The 20,610-nt window shown below is 67.9% G+C and carries 16 protein-coding genes; 10 read left to right on the top strand and 6 right to left on the bottom strand.

The window, feature by feature from the left end:
* A partial coding sequence (locus AL3_RS18700) for a thiamine pyrophosphate-dependent enzyme (protein WP_370665533.1) occupies positions 1-353 on the top strand: 353 nt, incomplete at its 5' end.
* On the opposite strand, the gene AL3_RS17330 is transcribed toward AL3_RS18700, so the two are convergent.
* The 5 genes from AL3_RS17330 to AL3_RS17350 all read right to left on the bottom strand — a co-directional run bounded on the left by AL3_RS17330 (position 354) and on the right by AL3_RS17350 (position 6,485).
* Complete coding sequence (locus AL3_RS17330) at positions 354-2,180, bottom strand: 5-oxoprolinase subunit B/C family protein (protein WP_169795763.1); 1,827 nt, start codon at positions 2,178-2,180, stop codon at positions 354-356.
* Complete coding sequence (locus tag AL3_RS17335) at positions 2,164-2,922, bottom strand: LamB/YcsF family protein (protein ID WP_066303447.1); 759 nt, start codon at positions 2,920-2,922, stop codon at positions 2,164-2,166. The genes AL3_RS17330 and AL3_RS17335 overlap by 17 nt, the downstream gene beginning before the upstream one ends.
* Before the next feature lie 197 nt (positions 2,923-3,119).
* Positions 3,120-4,406 (bottom strand): ammonium transporter, encoded by a 1,287-nt coding sequence (locus AL3_RS17340; protein ID WP_066303448.1) that lies wholly within the window; start codon positions 4,404-4,406, stop codon positions 3,120-3,122.
* Between the two features lie 658 nt (positions 4,407-5,064).
* Positions 5,065-5,661 (bottom strand): HdeD family acid-resistance protein, encoded by a 597-nt coding sequence (locus AL3_RS17345; protein WP_066303450.1) that lies wholly within the window; start codon positions 5,659-5,661, stop codon positions 5,065-5,067.
* A gap of 146 nt (positions 5,662-5,807) precedes the next feature.
* The gene (locus AL3_RS17350) at positions 5,808-6,485 is read right to left on the bottom strand and encodes a phosphoribosyltransferase (protein ID WP_066303452.1); all 678 of its coding nucleotides are present in this window, start codon (positions 6,483-6,485) and stop codon (positions 5,808-5,810) included.
* A gap of 145 nt (positions 6,486-6,630) precedes the next feature.
* Between AL3_RS17350 and AL3_RS17355 the strand changes: the two genes are divergently transcribed.
* From AL3_RS17355 to AL3_RS17380, 6 genes are all read left to right on the top strand, one after another.
* Positions 6,631-7,383, top strand: a complete 753-nt coding sequence (locus AL3_RS17355; protein WP_066303454.1) for an SDR family NAD(P)-dependent oxidoreductase — start codon at positions 6,631-6,633, stop codon at positions 7,381-7,383.
* Positions 7,384-7,484: 101 nt separating this feature from the next.
* Positions 7,485-8,810: a M20 family metallopeptidase gene (locus AL3_RS17360; protein WP_066303456.1), complete on the top strand. Its 1,326-nt coding sequence runs from the start codon at positions 7,485-7,487 to the stop codon at positions 8,808-8,810.
* Between the two features lie 35 nt (positions 8,811-8,845).
* Complete coding sequence (locus tag AL3_RS17365) at positions 8,846-10,453, top strand: AbgT family transporter (RefSeq protein WP_066303458.1); 1,608 nt, start codon at positions 8,846-8,848, stop codon at positions 10,451-10,453.
* 49 nt (positions 10,454-10,502) lie between these two features.
* On the top strand, positions 10,503-11,465 hold the full coding sequence (locus AL3_RS17370) for an ATP-grasp domain-containing protein (RefSeq protein WP_066303459.1): 963 nt from the start codon (positions 10,503-10,505) through the stop codon (positions 11,463-11,465).
* An 81-nt stretch (positions 11,466-11,546) separates the two neighbouring features.
* Positions 11,547-12,374: a CPBP family intramembrane glutamic endopeptidase gene (locus AL3_RS17375; protein ID WP_151723873.1), complete on the top strand. Its 828-nt coding sequence runs from the start codon at positions 11,547-11,549 to the stop codon at positions 12,372-12,374.
* 50 nt (positions 12,375-12,424) lie between these two features.
* Complete coding sequence (locus AL3_RS17380) at positions 12,425-14,113, top strand: long-chain-fatty-acid--CoA ligase (RefSeq protein WP_066303462.1); 1,689 nt, start codon at positions 12,425-12,427, stop codon at positions 14,111-14,113.
* A 39-nt stretch (positions 14,114-14,152) separates the two neighbouring features.
* On the opposite strand, the gene AL3_RS17385 is transcribed toward AL3_RS17380, so the two are convergent.
* Positions 14,153-14,992, bottom strand: a complete 840-nt coding sequence (locus AL3_RS17385) for a VOC family protein (RefSeq protein ID WP_066303464.1) — start codon at positions 14,990-14,992, stop codon at positions 14,153-14,155.
* A gap of 342 nt (positions 14,993-15,334) precedes the next feature.
* Between AL3_RS17385 and AL3_RS17390 the strand changes: the two genes are divergently transcribed.
* From AL3_RS17390 to AL3_RS17400, 3 genes are all read left to right on the top strand, one after another.
* Positions 15,335-16,255 (top strand): YsnF/AvaK domain-containing protein, encoded by a 921-nt coding sequence (locus AL3_RS17390; RefSeq protein WP_066303466.1) that lies wholly within the window; start codon positions 15,335-15,337, stop codon positions 16,253-16,255.
* Positions 16,256-16,498: 243 nt separating this feature from the next.
* Positions 16,499-16,999 carry a DUF805 domain-containing protein gene (locus AL3_RS17395; protein WP_066303468.1) on the top strand — a complete coding sequence of 167 codons (501 nt, stop codon included), beginning with the start codon at positions 16,499-16,501 and terminating at the stop codon, positions 16,997-16,999.
* Between the two features lie 84 nt (positions 17,000-17,083).
* Positions 17,084-20,566 (top strand): bifunctional proline dehydrogenase/L-glutamate gamma-semialdehyde dehydrogenase, encoded by a 3,483-nt coding sequence (locus tag AL3_RS17400; RefSeq protein ID WP_066303471.1) that lies wholly within the window; start codon positions 17,084-17,086, stop codon positions 20,564-20,566.
* The last annotated feature ends 44 nt before the right edge of the window (positions 20,567-20,610 follow it).

Below are 20,610 nucleotides of genomic sequence, written 5' to 3' on the forward strand. Positions count from 1 at the left end.
TGACCTGGGAACAGCGGGAGATGGAGGGCGACCCGCGCTTCGACCAGAGCCAGGCGCTGCCGGATTTCTCCTTCGCACGCTATGCCGAACTGCTGGGCCTGCAGGGGATCCTGGTTGACGATCCGGCCAAGATCGGTGCTGCCTGGAATGCGGCCCTGGACGCTGACCGGCCAGTCCTCATCGAGGTCCTCGCCGATCCTGACATTCCGCTGCTGCCGCCGTTCCCTGCCGGGGAGGAGAAGGGGAAGGCCATGATGGATGCGCTGGTCAAGGAAGGACCGGACACCCAGCATGCCCGGGACCTGCTGGACACCTATCTCCGCCAAGAGGAAGGGCTGAATCCCGGGCTGTAATCAGCCAGCAGCCTCCGCCCAGGGCTCCGGCTCCGTTCCGGGCTCCGCCGGTGCCCGGACCTGGACAAAACGCACCGCAGTTCCCGGCCGCAGCTGGGCCGCGAGGTCCAGGTCGGCTTCCACAACCACGCCGATCACCGGATACCCGCCCGTGACCGGCGCATCGGCGAGGAACAGGATCGGCAGTCCGGACGCCGGCACCTGGATGGAGCCGGGCAGCACTGCTTCGCTCTCCAACTCACCGGGACGCCGGCCGGGTACCGGTTCACCGCTGAAACGGATACCCACCCGGTTCGATTCGTTCCCAACCGTCCACGCCTGCGCCGCGAACGCCTCCACTCCGGCTGCGCTGAACCAGTCCTGCCGCGGTCCGGGGAGGTACCTCAGCTCCGCGGCGGGCCCCGGGAGCGGCGGCGGCACCTCATGGAGTCCGACGGCGGTGCCCGGGCTGGCGCCGACGGAGAGCCGGGCCCCGGCCGCCAGCGGCTCCGGCCCGAGTTTCGCCAGCGTATCCGTCGCGCGGCTGCCCAGCACCGCGGACACCTCGAGCCCGCCGCGGAAGGCCACGTAGCTGCGCAGCCCGGCCACTGGCAGACCCAGGGTGAGAACCTCGCCGGTGCGCAGCAGGAACGGAACATCCGGCAGGGCAGGACGCTCCGTCCCCTCGGCGGTCAGCACTGACAGCGGCGCATCCGCACCGGTAACCGCCAGCACCAGGTCCTTTTCCGCCCGCAGCACCAGCCCGCCGAAGAGAACCTCAAGCGCGGCGGCGTCCGGGCGGCTGCCCACCAGGCGGTTGGCGCGTGCCAGGGCGGAACGGTCGGCCGCGCCGGAAGCCCCGACGCCGATGCTGCTGTACCCGGGACGCCCGCGGTCCTGCACTGTCGCCTGGGGGCCGGGGTGTAGAACGACGGCGGCGGGTGCGGCTGCGGGCGGCATCGGATGGGCGGGCCCTGGCAACACCGGTTCCCTGCCGGCGCTGGGGGTTGGGGGCACATCTTGGCGGGTGATGCCGTCGCTGGAGGTGGCGGCTGCGCTGACGGATGTGTGTCCGCCCTCCCCATAGGCGCCGGCTCCCGGCCGGAGCTCGAAGCGCTCGCGGACCGGACGGAAACGGACGCGGGTCCCGGGGACGATGAGCGCCGGTTGTTCCCGGTCGAGGTCCCAAAGCGGCGCCCCGGTCCGCCCGATCAGCTGCCAGCCTCCCGGCGAAGGACCGGGATATGCCGCGGAATACGGTCCGGCCAGTGCGACGGCGCCCGCGGGGACCCGGGTCCGCGGCTGGTCCCGCCGGGGGACCTCCAGCACGGGGGCGCCGCCGGTCAGGTACGCGAATCCGGGCGCGAAGCCGCAGAACGCAGCCGTCCACTCCGTGCCGCTGTGGGCCGCGGCAACGGCCTCGGCGGAACCCAGTCCGGTCAGCCGGGCAACCTCGGTGAGGTCCTCGCCGTCGTACACCGTGTCCAGTTCCACCAGCGGGCCCATTGGACTGGTGGAGGAACTGCCGGTGACCGGCGCTGAAGGCTCAAGCGCAGCGAGCAGGTCTGCGGCCCGGCTGGCCTGGGCTGCTGTGGCCAGGCGGAGCAGGACGGTGCGCGCTGCAGGGATCACCTCGACTTGTCCGGGGAGCGGACCCGCGAGCAGCTGCGCATGCAGGGCGGAGGCCGCGGCAGTGTCGGCGGTTTCGACCAGCAGCGCCCGGCTTCCGGCCTGCCGGATGTGCGGTGGCCACCCGCGGTCCCGGGAGGCTGCGGCCGCTGACGGGGACGAAGGCCCGGCCGGGTCCGCCGCCTGGACCGGGGTACCGGCGCTAGATGAAACTGGCAACGGTGACGCCGTTTGCTTCCAGCGCGGCCCGGACCGCCCGGCCCATCGCCACGGCGCCCGGAGTGTCCCCGTGGACGCAGATGCTCTCCGCGGCGACGTCGATCACCGTGCCGTCCACGGCCTGGATCTTGCCGTCCACGGCCAGGCGCAGCACATGGTCGGTGATTTCACCGAGGTCGTGGAGCACCGATCCGGGGCGGGTCCTGGCGAGCAGGGTGCCGTCCGGGTTGTAGGCGCGGTCCGCGAAGGCTTCGGCGATGGTCCGCAGCCCTGCCTCGCCCGCGAGCTTCTCCACCACCGATCCCGGCAGTACAACCAGCGGCAGGTCCGGGCTCACCGCCCAAACGGCGTCGACAACGGCCCGGGCCTGCTGCGGATCGTGGGCGATCGTGTTGTACAGCGCCCCGTGCGGCTTGACGTAGCTGACCCGGGTGCCGGCGGCCAGGGCCAGGGACTGCAGGGCGCCGATCTGGTAAATGACTTCACCGGTGAGTACCTCCGCTTCCATGTCCAGGGCGCGGCGGCCAAATCCGGAGAGGTCCCGGTAGCCGGGATGGGCGCCGACGGCGGTGCCGGCGGCCGCTGCGGCGAGGCACGCGGCGTACATGGTGCCGGCGTCGCCCGCATGAAAACCGCAGGCCACATTCACGCTGGTCACCGCGGAGATCATGGCGGCGTCATCACCCAGCGACCACCGGCCAAAGGACTCTCCGACGTCGGCGTTCAGATCGATCGTAGCCATTGCCTTCTCTTGTCCCGTCTCGTCCTGTCATGTCCCACTGTGGTGTGGCATCCAGCCTTCCGTGTTCGGGTGGTTTGTACAACATTTTTTGCGAACCGAGGCACCGCCCGGCTGGCGGGACAAGGCGCAGGACAAGAACAAGCGGTGCCCCGCCCGTTCCCGGGAGGGGCACCGCCGACGTCCGATGCGGACAGCAGCTACTGCCGCATCGGGGCACCGAGTTCCGCGGGTTCGTCGTCGTTGAAGTACGCCGATTCCGAATGCGCGGCAAGGTCGATTCCCTGCACTTCATGTTCCTCGGGGACCCGCAGCCCCATCACCAGGTCAAGGGCTTTGGCAATGGCCCAGGTGAGGACGAAGGAATACGCGAGCACCGCGATGGTGGCCACGGTCTGGATGCCGAGCTGGCTCCAGCCGCCGCCGTAGAACACTCCGCTCACGCCGCCGGGTGCGGCATCCGTGGCGAAGAACCCGATGAGCAGCGTGCCGATCACACCGCCGACCAGGTGGACTCCCACCACGTCGAGCGAATCGTCATACCCGAGGCGGAACTTCCACTCAATTGCCAGGGAACAGACCAGCCCGGCAATCGCGCCGATCGCCACGGCGCCGAGCGGGCTGACCGCGCCGCAGGCCGGGGTGATGGCCACCAGTCCCGCGATCAGGCCGGAGGCAGCCCCGAGCGTGGAGGAGCGCCCCAGCCGCAGCCGCTCCATCAGCGCCCAGCCCAGCAGGCCGGCCGCCGCGGCGACGGCGGTGTTCAGGAAAACGACGGACGCGGTATGCCCGGCGCTCAGGGCCGAACCGGCGTTGAAACCGTACCAGCCCACCCAGAGCAGGCTGGCGCCCAGGATCACCAGCGGGCGGTTGTGCGGGCGGCTGAGGACCTGCGGCCAGCCCCGGCTGCGGCCCAGGACCAGAGCCAGGGCCAGGGCAGCGACGCCTGCATTCATGTGGACGGCGGTCCCGCCGGCGAAGTCGATCGCGCCAAGGGTGTTTGCGATCCAGCCGCCGGTGACCGTGCCGTCTTCATTGTCGAAGGCGAAGACCCAGTGTGCCACCGGGAAATAGACCAGCGCGGCCCAGAGTCCGGCGAAGACCATCCAGGCGCCAAACTTCATCCGCCCGGCAGCCGCTCCGGCCACCAGGGCCGTAGTGACGCAGGCGAACATCAATTGGAAGGCCGCGAAGAGGGCAACCGGAAGCGTAGCCGACGGGTCATCGGTGAGCAGCTGTTCCAAGCCGAAGAACTCGAGCGGGTTTCCGAGCAGCCCCAGGGAACCGAGGGAGTTGCCGAACGCGGCGGAGTACCCGAACAGTACCCAGAGCACGGCCACGAGGCTGGCGCTGCCGAAGCACATCATCATCATGTTGAGGATCCGCCGTGATCCGACCATGCCGCCGTAGAAGAAGGCGATGCCGGGGATCATGAGGCAGACCAGGGCTGAACTGGCGAGCAGCCAGGCAGTATTTCCTGAGTCCATGAGCGAACTCCAATCCGGTCGGGCCGGCGGAGCGCCGGTCGGGTGCTGGGGAGTATGGGGCGGAGTATGCGGGCGGAGTAAGAAGAAACGGGGCAGGAAGGGCCGGCCGTGAACTTGGGTGTATGCGGGACCCGTCTGGAAACGGAGAATCCTGGCGCCGGAAAACCGTGTGCGGACCGGCCTGGGGCCGAAAAACCGCCGGAAAGTCGGAAGCCCTTCGGAAAAGGGGGAAATTCGCGGAACGGGCGAAGTGCGTCCGGGTGTGAATCCGGAGGCCGGAACAGTGCGTCTGCAGCAGCGCTGTGCCTGCAGGGAAGTCCCGTGCAGGAGGATCGGGTGCGGGGGCGCCGGAGGGGTTTGCCCACCGGAGCTGTACCGCTCTCCCAGACTAGGCCGCGGTGTGTTACGGCCGGCAGCGCCTGTGTGTTATCGCTGTGTTAACAGCTGCTGGGAACCTGCTGGACGGATGCTGTAGGCCAATCCCGTTTGACCAGATGTTTGCGCTTCCCCGGAGTATTCCGGGGAGAGCGGCGCCTGGCTTGCCGGACTCGAAGCCGCCCTCCGCGGGCACTGCAGCGCGCGTCAGCCGGATTCGCCGGCCCCGCCGCCGGTGGCACAGCGCTGCCACGAACTTCTGGAGCCGCTCGGAGAACAGGAGCTACGCGGTGCGCACGGTTCCGCGGCCAAACGTGATGGCCCGGACCATCTGCACGATCCCCAGCACCACCAGGAAGATACCGCCAAAGATCACCAGCGCGGCCAGCGACTCAACCGGCAGGAAGAGCACAACAATCCCGGCGATGATGCTCAGCACGCCGAACGTGATCGCGTACCAGCGTGAGCCGCCCGTTTCGGTCTCGGTGAGCGCCATGATGCCTTCGACAATCCAGGCAATCCCCACCACCATGCCCAGCACGGCAAGTGAGGGGACGGGGTTTCGGATGGCTGCGATGCCCAGGATGAAGAGCAGCAGGCCAACTACGATGTTCAGCACCCGCAGGCCCGCGGACATGGGGGACGCTATCCCGCTGACAACCCGGACCGCTCCGGAAATCAGGAAGTACAGGCCAAAGAAGAAGGCGATGACGGACAGCGTGGCCCCTGGCCAGAACAGCATCAGCACGCCCAGGATCAGTGCCACCGCCCCGGAGATGCCGAATCCGGTCCGGACGGCTGAAATCGTCCGGGATGACAGTTCACTGGTATCGAGGCTGAGGCCTCCCCAGCCGTAAAAGGTGCCGTGAGTTGTGGACATGTCGCGCCTCCCGAGCAGTCGGAATTCTCCCCCAAGCCCTTCGGATTATCCTCCTGGCGGCACCGGAAGCCCAGCACCCGCCGCTGCCGGGCAGCAGGCGGACGGTGATTCGCTGCTTCCGGCCGATCCGCCGCGGGCCGCGGCAGTCATTCCACCCGCAGCAGGGCGCGGACCTCCTCGTCGCCGGTCTGCCCAAAGCTCCGGTAGGCCTGGCCCACCGAGGACAGTGTGCTGTCCGCCCAGGGGATCACGACGTCGTCCGCCAGGGCCGCGACACCGCCCACCGGGGCGCAGCTCATCGGCGCGGCCGCCACCAGCCACTGCGGCTCCAGGCTCCGGACCACGGCCAGCGCGGCACGCATGGTGGCTCCGGTTGCCAGGCCGTCGTCCACCACAATGACCGGGTTCCCCCGGATTCTCTGCACCGGACGGCCCGGCCGGTAGCGTTCGGACCGGCGCTGCAGCTCCGCGCTTTCGGCAGCAAGGACTGCGTCCAGCTCGGCCTGTCCCGCAGCCGGCGAGGCCGCCAGCCAGTACCGCACGACGTCGTCATTCCAGACCGCGGTGCGCTCACCGGCTGCTTCGGCGACCGCGCCTGCGGCGAGTTCGGGCTGGCGGGGATGGCCGATCTTGCGGACCAGCACCACGTCCAGGGCAGCGTCCAGGGCGGAGGCAACTTCGGCTGCGACGGGGACGCCGCCGCGGGGCAGGCCCAGGACCAGCAGCCCGTTCCGCCCGCCGTAGCCAGCGAGCGCACCGGCCAGGACCCGGCCGGCATCAGCGCGGTCGGCATAGGGATACGGATGGCCGGAGGTCTGGCCCATGGGCGCTCCTGCGGTGGTGGCACTCCCGGGCGCGCACGGCGGACGGGGTCTTCCCACGGTAGGCCGGAGCCCGCCGGCGGAGCAACGGCCGGCGGCAAGGAGACGGTGCGTTGCAAACCGGTTTGCGCCGTAGCAGGCTGTCTCCATGACTGATACCGCAGTAATTACCGGCGCAACCTCGGGACTGGGCGCAGAATTCGCCCGGCAACTGGCAGAACGCGGTCACAATGTGGTCCTCACTGCCAGGAATCGGGAACGGCTTGAGGCCAAAGCTGCTGAACTGGCGGCCCGCTACAAGGTGAAGGCGACGGTGCTGCCGGCAGACCTCGCCACACCCGAAGGAGTTGACGCCGTGGCTGCCCGGGTGGCAGAGCCCGACGTCGGCATCCTGGTGAACAACGCCGGGTACGGGCTGAAGGGCGATTTCCACGTCAATTCTGCTGCGGCTGAACTGGACCTGCTGAATGTGCTGGTGAGCGCGCCGATGCTGCTGAGCCATGCGGCCGTGAACTCCATGCTGGCCCGGGGCGGCGGCCGGATCATCAACGTTGCCTCCGTCGCCGGCTTCATTCCGCGCGGCACCTACAGTGCAGCCAAGGCCTGGGTGATCAGTTTCAGCCGGTGGGCGAACCTGCACTATTCCTCCCGCGGCATCGTGGTGACGGCCCTGTGCCCGGGCTTTGTGCACACCGAATTCCATGAACGGATGCAGATGGACAAGGCCCCGTTTCCGGGCTGGATGTGGCTCGACGCTGAGCGGGTGGTCCGCGAGGGACTCGCGGATGCCTTTGCGGGAAAGAGCATCTCCATTCCGTCCAAGCGGTACAAGATCCTGGCGGCGATCGGCAGCCGGGGGCCGCAGGCGCTGGTCGCCCGGGTTGCTGCCCGCGGCCGCTGATCCGCGAAGGGTAGAGCAGGGCAGCGGTATACGGAACCCCCGGAGACCCATTCTTTAGCCCCCCTAACAATGCGCGCCCCGGGGGCCATAGGGTGGCCTGCATGACCCAGACCACCCAGCCCAGCACTACGTACCTGGACCATCTAGAGGCAGAAACCCGCAGCCGCCGGGACGCAGCTCAGCATGAGGAGTCGCCGTTCGACGGTGCTCCTGAAGCGCTCGCCAAAGCGGTGGAAGCCCAGGTGGACGTCCTGGCACCGGAGCTGCGCGGCCTTGCCTCGGAACTGCACCAGGACCCCGAAACGGCGTACCAGGAGCACCGAAGTGCCCAGCGCATCGCGGACCTGCTGGAACGCCATGGCGTAAGCGCCCGGGTGGGGGTCCACGGCCTGGAGACAGCGGTGCGCGCAGAGGCCGGCAGTGGTTCCCCGGTCATCGCCGTTATGGCCGAATACGATGCCCTGCCGGGGATCGGCCACGCCTGCGGACACAACGTGATCGCCGCAGCCGGCGTCGGCGCATTCCTCGCCCTGGCCCGCACGCTGCAGGAGAACCCGGAGGCCTTCCCAGGGACTGTCGTGCTGCTGGGAACCCCCGCGGAGGAAGGTTACTCCGGCAAGGAAGTCATGGCCCGCAACGGGGCGCTGGACGGAGTGGACGCGGCGGTGATGCTGCACCCCTATGGCCAGGACGTGGTGGATCAGGTGTGGCTGGGCCGCCGGCTGCTCACCGTGACCTTCACCGGGGTCGCTGCCCATGCCTCCGCTCAGCCGTTTATGGGCCGCAACGCGCTCGACGCCGCCACCCTCGCCTACCAGGGGGTCGGGCTGCTGCGCCAGCAGCTGCCGCCTTCCGACCGGGTGCACGCGGTGATTACCGACGGCGGCGCCCGCCCGAGCATCATTCCGGAACGCGCCGAGATGAAGTTCTACGCCCGGTCCAAATACCCCGAAACGCTCCGGGAACTCAGCCACCGGCTGGCAGACGTGGCCCGCGGCGCCGCGCTGATGACCGGTACCGGGGTGGAGCTGGACTGGGACGAGCATCCGCCGTCGCTCCCGGTGCGCACCAACCGGGCACTCACCGGCCGCTGGCTCGCCGCCGAACGGCGGCGGGGACGCCAGCCGCTTCCCGGCGGTGTGGTGTCCGAAACCCTCGCCGCCTCCACCGACTTCGGGAACGTCAGCTACCGGGTGCCCGGCATCCACCCGCTGATTGGCATCTCCAGCCCGGACATTGCCCTGCACACCCGCGAGTTCGCCGAGGCCGCCGGCTCGCCGGCGGCGGGCACTGCCGCCGTGGACGGTGCAGCCGGCCTGGCGCTGACGGCGCTGGACTACCTCTGCGATCCGGAGCTCCAGGCCGCTGCCGCTGAGGAATTTGCAGCCGCCGGCGGTCCGGTGGACGTCCCCGGCTACTTCGCCTGACCGACTGACCTTCCCCCACTTCGAAGGATGCATCGATGAACGCTGCCCCTGTCACGACTTCCCGCACCTCGGTGACCGACAGGCTCCTCGCCGGCGTCGAGCGGGTCGGAAACCGCCTGCCGGATCCCTTTATCCTCTTCCTGCTCCTCTTCGCCGCGGTGGCCGTCGCCTCCACCCTGATGGCATGGGCGAACGTCACGGTCACCGTGCCGGGCAGCGAGGAGGCCACCGCGATCAAGGGCCTCTTCACTGCCGAGGGCATGACCTGGCTGACCACCACGCTGGGCGCCAATTACCTGGGCTTCCCGCCGCTGGCCACAGTGCTGCCCATCCTGCTGGCGGTCGGAGTGGCGGAGAAATCCGGTCTGCTCGCCGCGCTGATCCGCCGCGCTTTCGGTGCTGCTCCGCGCTGGGCCCTGCCGTACGCCGTCGGGCTGGTGGGTGTGGCCGGGTCCATTATGGCGGACGCGGCCTTCGTGGTGATTCCCCCGCTGGCTGCACTGGTGTTCAAGGCTGCCGGGCGGCATCCGGTGGCCGGCCTGCTCGGCGGGTTCGCGGCCGCCGGAGCCGGTTACTCCACCTCCATGCTGGTCACCTCCCTGGACGCGCTCTTTGCCGGGATTACGACGGCGGTCACCGGGGCGCTGCCCAATCCCGGGGCGCCGGTGAATCCGCTGTCCAACTACTTCTTCAACGTGGTGTCCTCCGGAGTGCTGATCCTGGCCGCGGGTTTCCTCATCGATAAGGTCCTGGAACCGCGGCTGGTGAAGCAGGGTGTGGCGCGCATGGAATCCGAGGAATCGGACGACGGCGACGGCACGTCCAGCCAGGGTGCCGGGGCCGGCACGGACGGGCAGGGTGCCCTTGACCCCCACCTGAGCCCGCTGGAACGCCGGGGCCTGCGCTGGGCCCTGGTCATCGGCGCGGTCGTTGCGCTGGTGATTGCCGTGGGCTCGCTGCTGCCGGATTCGCCGTGGCGCAATGAGGATGGCGGCTTCCTGCCCGCATCACCGCTGCTCTCCTCAATCGTGTTTATCGTTTTTGTGCTGTTTGTGATCCCGGGCCTCGTCTACGGGCGGATTACGGGAACCATGCCCTCGGCCAGCGACATTCCGCGGGTGATGGGCCTGTCCATCAAGGAGATGAGCGGCTTTCTGGTCCTGGCCTTCGTCTTGGGCCAGTTCATCGCCCTGTTCAACTGGTCGGGGATCGGGAACTGGATTGCGGTGGCCGGAGCCTCCGGGCTCGAATCGATCGGGCTGACGGGTTATCCGGCCATCCTGGCCTTTATCGCCCTGGCCTCGCTGCTGAACCTCTTCATCATTTCCGGTTCGGCCATGTGGACGCTGATGGCCGCGGTGTTCGTGCCGATGTTCGCCCTGCTCGGCTACGAACCGGCATTTGTGCAGGCAGCCTTCCGGGTCGGGGACTCAGCGACCCAGGTGCTCACCCCGCTGAACCCGTACATGATTGTGCTGCTGACCATGCTGCGCCGCTACGAACCTTCCGCCGGACTGGGCACGGTGATCTCCCGCATGCTCCCGTTCACCGTGGTGTTCTGGGTGGCCTGGGTGGCCGTCCTGACTGTCTTTTATGTCTTCGACCTGCCTCTCGGCCCGGGTAACGGCATCTTCATCCAGTAGGCTGCCAGCTTCCGCCCCTGCTCCCACCGGTTTGTTCGAAAGGTCCGCCATGGCACCGCCCGTCTACGCCCTGCATGAAAACCCCGAATGGTTCCCGCCCTTTGCCCGCGCCTTCGAGGCCGAGGGGGTGGAGGTGCACGAATGGCTGCTGACCGACGGGGTGCTGGACCTGGACGCGGCTCCGCCGGAAGGGATCTTCTGGTCCCGGATCAGTGCTTCCTCGCATACCCGCGGAAACGCCCTGTCCAAGGACTATGCCCGCGCTGTCCTGGCCTGGCTGGAAGCGCACGGCCGGCGGACGGTCAACGGGCGGCGGGTGCTGGAACTTGAAATGAGCAAGGTGGACCAGCTGACCGCCCTGCGTGCCGCCGGAATCCAGACGCCGCGGACCGTCGCCGCCGTCGGACGCACCCAGATCCTGGCCGCCGCCAAGGAGTTCCCGGTGCCGTTTATCCTGAAGCACAACCAGGGCGGCAAGGGGCTGGGAGTCCGGAAATTCGAATCCCACGGTGAGCTGGCGGACTACGTGGCCTCGGAGGAATTCGAGGAACCGCAGGACGGCATCACCCTGGTCCAGGAGTACATCCTGGCCGCCGAACCCTCGATAACCCGGGTGGAACTGGTGGGCGGGGAATTCATCTATGCCATCCGCGCCGACACTGCCCGGGGCGGATTCCAGCTGTGCCCGGCCGACGCGTGCGCCATCGACCCGGACACCGGTAAACCGGTCCTGCCGCCGGGAGCCACCATTGCACCGGAGCCGGACACCCAGCTGTTCAGCCTGCGGGAGGGCTTTGACCATCCCATCATCGGCGCCTACCGGGACTTCGCCCGCCGGATGAACCTGGAGGTTTGCGGCATCGAATTCATCGAGTCCGCGGACGGCCGGCTGCTCACCTATGACGTCAACACGAATACCAACTACAACGCCGCCGTCGAGGCCATGGCTCCGGTGTCTGCCCCGCGGGCGCTCGCTGCCTACCTTGGCCGGCTGGCGCAGCAGCAGGGATAGCGGCAGCGGTTTCCACTGGCCTACATTTATCCTGTTGCGGCCCGAACTTCCTGCGGGCGGGACGGGTGAGGGGGAGTGGGCATGGCTGGTCGTATGGAGGTTTGGCGGCGTTTCTGGAATCACGGCGGCTGGTGGCGGGCTCTCCTGCTGACCGTTGCGTACTTTGTGCTCTACCAGGCTTTATCACTGATTTTCCTTCCCTTGGCCAGCCGCCTGGATGGTCAGGACACGGCCTTGGCTGTGCTGGTCCTGTACGGGATGCCCATCCTCCTGGGCGGCGTACTCCTGGTGGCATTCGCACTCTCCGCCGGGTGGCTGCGGGAATTATTCCAGCGCCAGCCGATCAGCGGCCGGGGCTGGATGTGGATCGCGGTGGCCGTCGTCCTGGTCTTCAACGTCCTGCGTCTGGCCACCACGGATTACGGCGCGGCGGGGTTCGGCCTGGTGGCGGCCTGGCTGCTGACCGGGCTGTTAATCGGCTTCGCGGAAGAGGTGCTGACCCGCGGGCTGGTGGTGAACCTGCTGCGAAGGGCCGGATACCGGGAAATTATGGTTGCGGTTGGATCCGCGGCCCTCTTCGCCGCAATGCACGCCGGAAATCTGCTCTCTGGCCAGTCTCTCTTCGCGACGGCCCTGCAGCTTCTCTACACTTTCGCGTTCGGCATCTGCATGTACCTCACCCTGCGGGTGACCGGAAACCTGATCTGGCCCATCCTGCTGCATGCCAGCACCGATCCTAGTGTCTTCCTGCAAAGTACTTACATGCTTGATTCTCCGCTCGCGGATGTTGCGGCACTGGGCAACATTGCGGTCATTGTTGTGGGGCTCCTGTCTCTTTTCTTTATCCGCGGACAAGTCGGAGCACCAGGACTCCCAGGAGGAACGGAAGCTGTGAAGCTGTCCTCCTGAATGCGTCGGGCGAATATAGTCAAAGGTACCGATCTAAGGAGCCTTAATTCATGACAGCCGCCCAGGAACCGCTGTGGGTCAAGCATTACCAGCCGGGAGTGCCGGCCGAAATCGAGCTCCCCACCGAGTCACTCACCGCCATGGTGGAAGACGCGGCAAAGCGGTTTGGGCCCAACGTGGCCCTGGAGTTTTTCGGTGCTGAAACCACCTATGCCGAGCTGGGCGACCAGATCAACCGGGCCGCCGAGGGACTGCGCAGACTGGGAGTCCGCCACGGGCACCGCGTGGCCATCATTCTGCCGAACTGCCCGCAGTACCTCATCGCGTTCTACGCTGTTCTGCGGCTGGGCGGTGTGGTGGTGGGGCACAACCCGCTCTACACCGAGCGGGAGCTGCGCCACCAGTTCGAGAACCACGGCGCGCAGGTTGCGGTTGTCTGGGACAAGGCCGTGGCGAAGGTGCAGGATTTCCCGGACGACGTCGCCGTTCCCAACATCATCGCCGTGGACATCACCAAGGCGATGCCCCGGCTGAAACAGATCGGGCTGCGGCTGCCGGTTCCTTCCCTCCGGCGTACCCGCGCCGGCCTGACCACCAAGACGGAAAACACCATTCCGTGGGAAAAGCTGCTCACCAGCCCGCCGATCGATCCGCTGCACCCGAAGCCGGCGGTGACGGATCTCGCGGCGCTGCAGTACACCTCCGGGACCACGGGGATGCCCAAGGGCGTGATGCTCACGCACTACAACCTGCGTTCCAATGCTCTGCAGGGTCAGGCCTGGATGCACGGCGCCCAGGAAGGCAAGGAAGTCATCTACGGCGTGCTGCCGATGTTCCACGCCTTCGGCCTGACGCTGTACCTGACCTTCGCCATGCTCACCGGGTCGCGGCTGGTGCTTTTCCCCAAATTCGACGTCGACCTGGTGCTGGCTGCTGCCAAGAAGTCAAGGCCGACCGTGTTCTGCGCCGTTCCGCCGATCTACGAGAAGGTGGCGATCGAATCCAAGAAGCGCGGAATCGACATCTCCACCATCCGTTACGCCATTTCCGGCGCCATGACCCTGCCGTCCCGGACCGTGGAATTGTGGGAGGAAGTATCCGGCGGCCTGCTGGTGGAGGGATACGGCCTCACCGAATCCTCGCCCGTGGCCCTGGGTAACCCCTTCGCCGAAACCCGCCGTAACGGCACCATCGGCATACCGTTTCCCAGCACCCGGATGCGGGTTGTGGACCCGGAGGATGTTTCCCGCGAGGTGCCGCAGGGTGAACCCGGCGAGCTGCTGATCAGCGGACCGCAGGTGTTCGCCGGCTATTGGAACAATCCGGAGGAAACCGGGGAAATCCTGACCCCGGACGGCTGGCTGCGCACCGGAGACATCGTCACCGTGGACGAAGACGGATTCGTAACGGTGGTGGACCGGCGCAAGGAACTGATCATTACCGGCGGGTTCAACGTCTCACCCAGTGAAGTCGAGGAAGTCCTCCGCAGCAGCCAGGACGTCGCGGACGCCGCCGTGATCGGGCTGCCCGGCAAGGGCGGCAGCGAGCAGGTGGTGGCCGCCGTCGTGCTTCAGCCGGACACCGAACTGGACGAAGCAGCGCTGCGCGCCTACTGCCGTGAACGCCTGACCCCGTACAAGGTTCCGCGCCGTATCGTGGCGATCGAGGAACTGCCCAAGTCCATGCTGGGCAAGGTGCTGCGCCGCCAGGTGCACGAGTCCCTGAAGGACTCGATCTAGCAGCCGGCACCGCCCTGGCTGAGCTCCGGTAGCTCCGGTTCAGCCCGACGGCGGGGTGAACTGGCTGATGGTGAAGTCCGCGCCCTGCGGGTCCCGGATCAGTGCCGTGCGCGTCCAGAGGTCATCGCTCCGGTCCAGGACACTGGCTCCGAGCCGCTCGGCATCAGCTGCCGACTGATCGCGGTCGGCAACAGCAAACGAGACGTGCCAATGCGGCTGCTCACCGGGAGCGGTGGGGGCGAACCACGCGATCGCGTCCTCGAAACCGGACGGGGTGGAGACCGATGCCTGCCGCTCCCGGATACCGGGATCGACCGTCGCCTCAAGGTGGTCACCGTAACCGGGCCGGCGGACCAGCCACCCGAACCCGAGATCCTCAACCTGCCAGCCGAACACCTCGCTGTAGAACGCCTTGGCCGCGCCGATGTCTGAGGTGTGGAGATCGCTGAAGTTCCACGTCCCCGGAAGATTCGCCACCTGGGACCCCGGCCGCCGGCGGGCCTGCCAGATGCGGAACCCGGCGCCTTCCGGATCGGCCAGCACCGCCGCGCGGCCGCCTTCCCCCGCATCGGCCGGTGCTGACCGCACCGTGGCACCGGCAGCCGTCAGCGCCCGGGCGGCCGCATCGGCGTCGTCCACGGCAACATAGGTGTTCCATGCTGCGGGCTGTCCGCTGCCGGCCAGCCCCCCTTCGGCCAGCCCGCCGACGTCAGCCTCGTCCAGCCTGGCGATCAAATAGCGCCCGGGGGCGTCCGGCGGCATGGCGTCCTCGAAGGTCCAGCCAAACAATCCGCCGTAAAAGTCCGCCGCTGCGTCGACGTCGGGCTGCTCGGTGTCGATCCAGCTCGGCACACCGGCCGGGTAGGTCCTGTCCGTCATCGTCCGCTCCCATCCACTGCCTGTACCGTCCCTGCCGGTCCAATGCCACAGCCTAATGGGCGGGGAACCGGCAGGGTATCCCCGTGCGCCGCGCGGTACCTGTCTCGACGCAGGCCGCGGTTCCTATTGACGGACCTGGGTGGAGACAGTGGAATAATAAGTAGGCTTGGTAATACAGGCCCGGCCCGTAAAAGGCCTTCTGGAGCCACGGAACGGCACCGTGCACCGGTCATCCTGCCGCTGCGGGCGGACGCAGCAGGAGCAGCCGCTGGCTCTGACTGATCGTGACTGACACGCTGGGAACCCCTGGCGGAGATTCGCTGCCGAAGGAGAACACACACGATGATCAGCAATCAGCAAGTCGAAGGACTCATGTCCGCCTCGGGAAACGTCCTGGGACCGAACGGCGACAAAATCGGATCAGTAGGGACCTTCTATCTCGATGACCAGACCAACGAGCCGGCTTGGGTCACGGTGAATACCGGGCTGTTCGGAACCAATGAGACCTTTGTCCCCCTCAGCGAAGCCACCGTGGAGGGCATCGATGTGCTGGTGCCCTACTCCAAGGAGGAGGTCAAGAACGCTCCGCAGATTGAGAGCGATGGCTCCATCAGTGCTGAGGAGGAGGTCACCCTCTACCGGTATTACGGTTTTACGTATGACGACGGCACTGCGGGGACGGTAGATTCCGACGCCGGCACCGACACGCTCATCGAATCCGAAACCGTCACCGAAACCGACACCGTCTCGGGCACGGACCGGGACGCCGCGGCCGGCCTGGCCGGCGGCGCTGCCTCAGGCGCCGGCAGGTCGGCAGCGTCTGGATCGAACATCGACGACGCGATGACCCGCTCGGAGGAACGCCTCGATGTTGGCACCGAAGAACGTGAGACGGGCAAGGCCCGGCTGCGCAAGTACACCGTGACGGAAACGGTGACCACCGAGGTGCCGGTCAGCCACGAAGAGGTCCGGATTGAGCGTGAGCCGGTCACGGATGCGAACCGGGAGGCTGCGATGAGCGGACCGGAGCTGCGTGAGGATGAATACGAGGTCACGCTGCACAGCCAGGAGCCGGTGGTCAGCAAGCACACCGAACCCGTGGAGCGGGTCCGGCTGGAAACGGAAACGGTGACCGGCTCGGAAAGCGTCTCCGGGGATATCCGGAAGGAGAAGATCGATAGCGAAGTGGACGAGGCCGCGCCGCGGAACACCTCCGCGGGCACGGAGAAGAAGCCGGAAGACGGTACGGGAAGCTCCCGCTGACCTCTCATCTCCTGACTCCTGTCTCCGGGATTCCGCCCCGGCCTTCGGCCGGTTTCGTCCCGGCGCGAGCGCCTGAACCCCGCCGCCCTCACGGGCCGGCGGGGTTCGGCTGTCCGGAAGCGAACCAGGGCCGGCGTCAGGGCCCGCTGCTGCTTGTCGACGGAGAGTCCGGATTGGGTTAGTATCCGTTCGGCACTCAATCACTAAGTGCACTTTGTTTTCAGGATTCTTCAGGGGGAAATTATGTCTCAGCAGTATGCCCAGAACCCGTACTCACCCACACAGTCCGGACCCGTACCGCTCTCGCAGCCGTTCTACGGTGCCAGCTTCGGCGAGGCCGTCAAACGCTTTTTCAAGAAGTACGCCACGTTCTCCGGCCGCGCGAGCCGCAGCGAGTACTGGTGGGTGTTCCTGTTCCAGAATGCGGTCGTGCTGGTCCTGTCAGTTCTCACCGCAATGAACGTGGATTCCAGCGGAGACCCCACCGGGCTCGGCATCGTAACGACGCTGTTGCTTCTGGTGTACATTCTGGGTGCGTTTCTCCCGGCGCTGGCACTGTTTGTTCGGCGCCTGCACGACGGCGGATTCAGTGGCTGGCTCGCCCTGCTCGCGTTTGTCCCACTGGTGGGTTGGCTGGCGTATCCGGTGTTCGGCCTCATGCCCAGCAAGCCCGAAGGCGCACGTTTCGACGCCGGGACCCAGCAGCAGTACGCACCCTACCCGCCGGCCTCACCCCAGGCCTAGGCCAAGGGCCCGCCGCGAGGGTATAACCGCAGGTCCGGACCGTAAGCCCTTCCCGAACGGCGCTCAGGCTCCGATACTGGAGGCATGACCCACCTCACCTCGTCAGACCCCGGCGGCACCTCGTCTGATCCCGCCGGGGACGGTCCGCCGCCCGCAGCGGCGGAACTGGCCGAGGAGTCCGTCCAGCTGGTCCGGCGCTGGCTGGCGGAGGCATCCAGCATCGTCGTGGATGCCTCCGCCGCCCAGCTGGCCGGGATCCTGAAGGACCCCCGCGGGCTCGAATTCACAGTGGGTTTTGTTGACGGCGTCATCCGGCCCGAAGACCTCTCCGTGGCCGCCCGGAATCTCGCGGAGCTGGCCCCCAAAGTCCCCGGCTTCCTGCCCTGGTACGTGCGGGCAGCGGTCCGGGCCGGGGGAGTGGTGGGACCGGTCCTGCCCGGTGTGGTGGTTCCGGCAGCACGCCGGGTACTGCGGCGCATGGTCGGGCACCTGATCATTGACGCGACCGACGCCCGTCTGGGCCGGGCCATCCGCCGGATCCGCCGGGACGAGGTCAGCCTCAACATGAACCTGCTGGGCGAAGCGGTCCTGGGGCAGCGGGAGGCTGCCCGCCGGCTCGAAGGCACCCGCCGTCTGCTGGCCCGGGACGACGTCGACTATGTCTCGGTCAAGGTCTCCTCCACGGTGGCCCCGCACGCGCCCTGGGCGTTTGAGGAGGCGGTGGCGGGCATCGTCGAAACCCTCACTCCGCTGTACCGGCTTGCCGCTCAGGGGCCCCGGCACAAGTTCATCAACCTGGACATGGAGGAGTACAAGGACCTCGACCTGACGCTGGCAGTTTTCATGGAGCTCCTCTCGAAGCCGGAGTTTCACCGGCTGGAGGCCGGCCTGGTGCTGCAGGCCTACCTGCCGGACGCGCTGGCCGCCATGCAGCGGCTGCAGTCCTTCGCGGCCGGGCGGCGCGCCAGCGGAGGCGCAGGCATCAAGGTGCGGCTGGTCAAGGGGGCGAACCTTCCCATGGAACAGGTGGAGGCCTCGCTCCACGGCTGGCCGCTGGCCACGTGGGAGACCAAGCAGGAGACGGACACCAACTACAAGCGGGTCCTTGACTATGCCCTGCAGCCGGACCGGACCGCGAACATCCGCCTGGGGGTTGCCGGCCACAACCTCTTCGACATCGCCTATGCGTGGCTGCTCGCGGGGCGGCGCGGGGTCCGGGATGCGGTCGACGTCGAAATGCTGCTGGGGATGGCCACTGCCCAGGCGCAGGTGGTCAAGCAGGACGTTGGGAAGCTGCTGCTTTATACCCCCGTGGTGCACCCGGAGGAGTTCGACGTCGCGATCGCCTATCTGGTGCGGCGGCTGGAGGAGGGAGCCAGCAGCGAGAACTTCATGTCCGCCGTTTTTGACCTCAGCACCAATGAAGCCCTGTTTGAACGTGAGCGCCGGCGGTTCACCGCTTCCCTGGAGGCAATGGACCCCGGCGTCCCCGAACCCCGCCGCCGGCAGGACCGCACGGCACCGCCGGAACCGGCCGGGACGGAATTCGCCAACACCCAGGACACTGACCCCTCGCTGCCGGCCAACCGGGGCTGGGGCCGGGAGATTCTGGCACGGGTTCCCGGTTCGGAGCTTGGACTGCTGAACGTCGAAGCTGCCCGGATTGATTCCAGCGAAGAGCTCGAGGACGTGATGGCCGAGGCTGTCCTGGCGCAGGCCGGGTGGGCTGCCCTAACCGGTGCCGGCCGCGCAGGAATCCTGCGCCGTGCTGCCGACAGCCTGGAAACGCGCCGGGCACAGCTGCTGGAGGTGATGGCCGCCGAGGCAGGCAAGACCCTGGACCAGGGGGATCCGGAGGTCTCCGAAGCGGTGGACTTCGCCCGTTACTACGCCGACCGTGCCGCGGAACTGGACCACCTGGACGGAGCGGAGTTCCACCCGGTCCGGCTGACCGTTGTGACTCCGCCCTGGAATTTTCCGGTGGCCATCCCCGCCGGGTCGACGCTCGCCGCACTGGCAGCCGGATCCGCCGTCGTGCTCAAACCCGCCGGGCCGGCCAGCCGGTGCGGGGCGGTGCTGGCCGCGGCCCTCTGGGACGCCGGTGTGCCGCGCGGTGCGCTGCAGTTCGTGCAGCTGGGGGAAGCCGAACTCGGGCAGCAGCTGGTTTCGCACCCCGCCGTGGACCGCGTGATCCTCACCGGCGGTTATGAAACTGCTGAACTTTTCCGCTCCTTCCGCCAGGACCTGCCACTGCTGGCCGAAACCTCGGGGAAGAACGCGATCGTCGTGACGCCCAGCGCCGACTTCGACCTCGCGGCGCGGGACGTGGCCGCCTCAGCCTTTGGCCACGCCGGGCAGAAATGCTCAGCGGCCTCCCTGGTCATCCTGGTGGGCTCGGCGGCGGAATCCCACCGCTTCCACAACCAGCTGCTGGACGCCGTGCGGTCACTGGAGGTGGGCCGGCCGGAGGATCCGGAAACGCAGATGGGCCCCGTGGTGGAACCGGCGGCGGGCAAGCTGCTGCGCGGCCTCACACAGCTCGGGGACGGAGAGTCCTGGGTGCTGCAGCCCCAGAAGCTGGACGCTGAGGGCAGGCTCTGGACACCCGGGATCCGGACCGGGGTCCAGCCGGGCTCCGAATTCCATCTCACGGAATACTTCGGCCCTGTTCTGGGTGTGATGCGGGCGCAGACCCTGGAGGAAGCCGTCCGGTTGCAGAACCAGGTCGACTACGGGCTCACCGCCGGGCTGCACTCTCTGGACCCGGAGGAAATCACGTACTGGACCGGTGCCGTGCAGGCCGGAAACCTCTACGTCAACCGCGGGATCACCGGTGCTGTCGTGCGCCGGCAGCCGTTTGGCGGCTGGAAGAAATCGTCGGTTGGAACCGGCACCAAAGCGGGCGGACCGAACTACCTGCTGGGCCTGGGTAACTGGACTCCCAGACCCGCCGCCGTATCCGCACCTGTGGGCGGCGCCGCTGCGGCACTGCTGGCTGAAGTCGAGGCTTCGGGGTGCCTCTCCGCCCGCGACCTGGCCTACCTCACCCGATCGGCAGGCAGCGACGCCGCGGAATGGGCCGCTGAGTTCGGACAGGTCCGGGATGTCTCCGGCCTGCTGGCAGAACGGAACCTGTTCCGCTATCTCCCGGTGCCGGTGGAAGTGCGACTCGCCGAAAGCCAGCCGCAGGCGGTCCTGCTGCGCGTGCTGGCCGCCGCCCTGCGGGCCGGCGCTCCGGTGCGGGTCTCCCTGCCGGCGGCGCTGCCGTCAGGGATCACGGCCCTGCTGGCCGGCCACGGGCTGGTCCTCAGCATCGAGGACGACGCCGGCTGGCTCGCCAGGCTCGGAACCGGTACCAATCTGCCCTCCCAGATCCGGCTGATCGGCGGGGACCGCAGTGATGCCGCGGCTGCCACCGGTGGACGCCCCGACGTCGCCATCCACGACCAGCCGGTGACTGAAGCCGGGCGGGTGGAGCTGCTCCCGTTCCTGCACGAACAGGCCATCAGCATCACGGCCCACAGGTTTGGGACACCAAGCCCCCTGGCGGACGTCCCACTGGGATGAAGCTAGGCTGGCGGCAACCCATGTCCCGCCCCCTTCGAAGGAAC

The organism is Arthrobacter luteolus NBRC 107841 (genome assembly GCF_001552075.1).
In the GTDB taxonomy this organism is placed as follows: domain Bacteria; phylum Actinomycetota; class Actinomycetes; order Actinomycetales; family Micrococcaceae; genus Arthrobacter_B; species Arthrobacter_B luteolus.

Coding starts and splice junctions, on each gene's coding strand:
- AL3_RS17335 (WP_066303447.1), bottom strand. CDS start 2,922: ATGGCTACGATCGATCTGAACGCCGACGTCGGAGAGTCCTTTGGCCGG.
- AL3_RS17340 (WP_066303448.1), bottom strand. CDS start 4,406: ATGGACTCAGGAAATACTGCCTGGCTGCTCGCCAGTTCAGCCCTGGTC.
- AL3_RS17345 (WP_066303450.1), bottom strand. CDS start 5,661: ATGTCCACAACTCACGGCACCTTTTACGGCTGGGGAGGCCTCAGCCTC.
- AL3_RS17350 (WP_066303452.1), bottom strand. CDS start 6,485: ATGGGCCAGACCTCCGGCCATCCGTATCCCTATGCCGACCGCGCTGAT.
- AL3_RS17355 (WP_066303454.1), top strand. CDS start 6,631: ATGACTGATACCGCAGTAATTACCGGCGCAACCTCGGGACTGGGCGCA.
- AL3_RS17360 (WP_066303456.1), top strand. CDS start 7,485: ATGACCCAGACCACCCAGCCCAGCACTACGTACCTGGACCATCTAGAG.
- AL3_RS17365 (WP_066303458.1), top strand. CDS start 8,846: ATGAACGCTGCCCCTGTCACGACTTCCCGCACCTCGGTGACCGACAGG.
- AL3_RS17370 (WP_066303459.1), top strand. CDS start 10,503: ATGGCACCGCCCGTCTACGCCCTGCATGAAAACCCCGAATGGTTCCCG.
- AL3_RS17375 (WP_151723873.1), top strand. CDS start 11,547: ATGGCTGGTCGTATGGAGGTTTGGCGGCGTTTCTGGAATCACGGCGGC.
- AL3_RS17380 (WP_066303462.1), top strand. CDS start 12,425: ATGACAGCCGCCCAGGAACCGCTGTGGGTCAAGCATTACCAGCCGGGA.
- AL3_RS17385 (WP_066303464.1), bottom strand. CDS start 14,992: ATGACGGACAGGACCTACCCGGCCGGTGTGCCGAGCTGGATCGACACC.
- AL3_RS17390 (WP_066303466.1), top strand. CDS start 15,335: ATGATCAGCAATCAGCAAGTCGAAGGACTCATGTCCGCCTCGGGAAAC.
- AL3_RS17395 (WP_066303468.1), top strand. CDS start 16,499: ATGTCTCAGCAGTATGCCCAGAACCCGTACTCACCCACACAGTCCGGA.
- AL3_RS17400 (WP_066303471.1), top strand. CDS start 17,084: ATGACCCACCTCACCTCGTCAGACCCCGGCGGCACCTCGTCTGATCCC.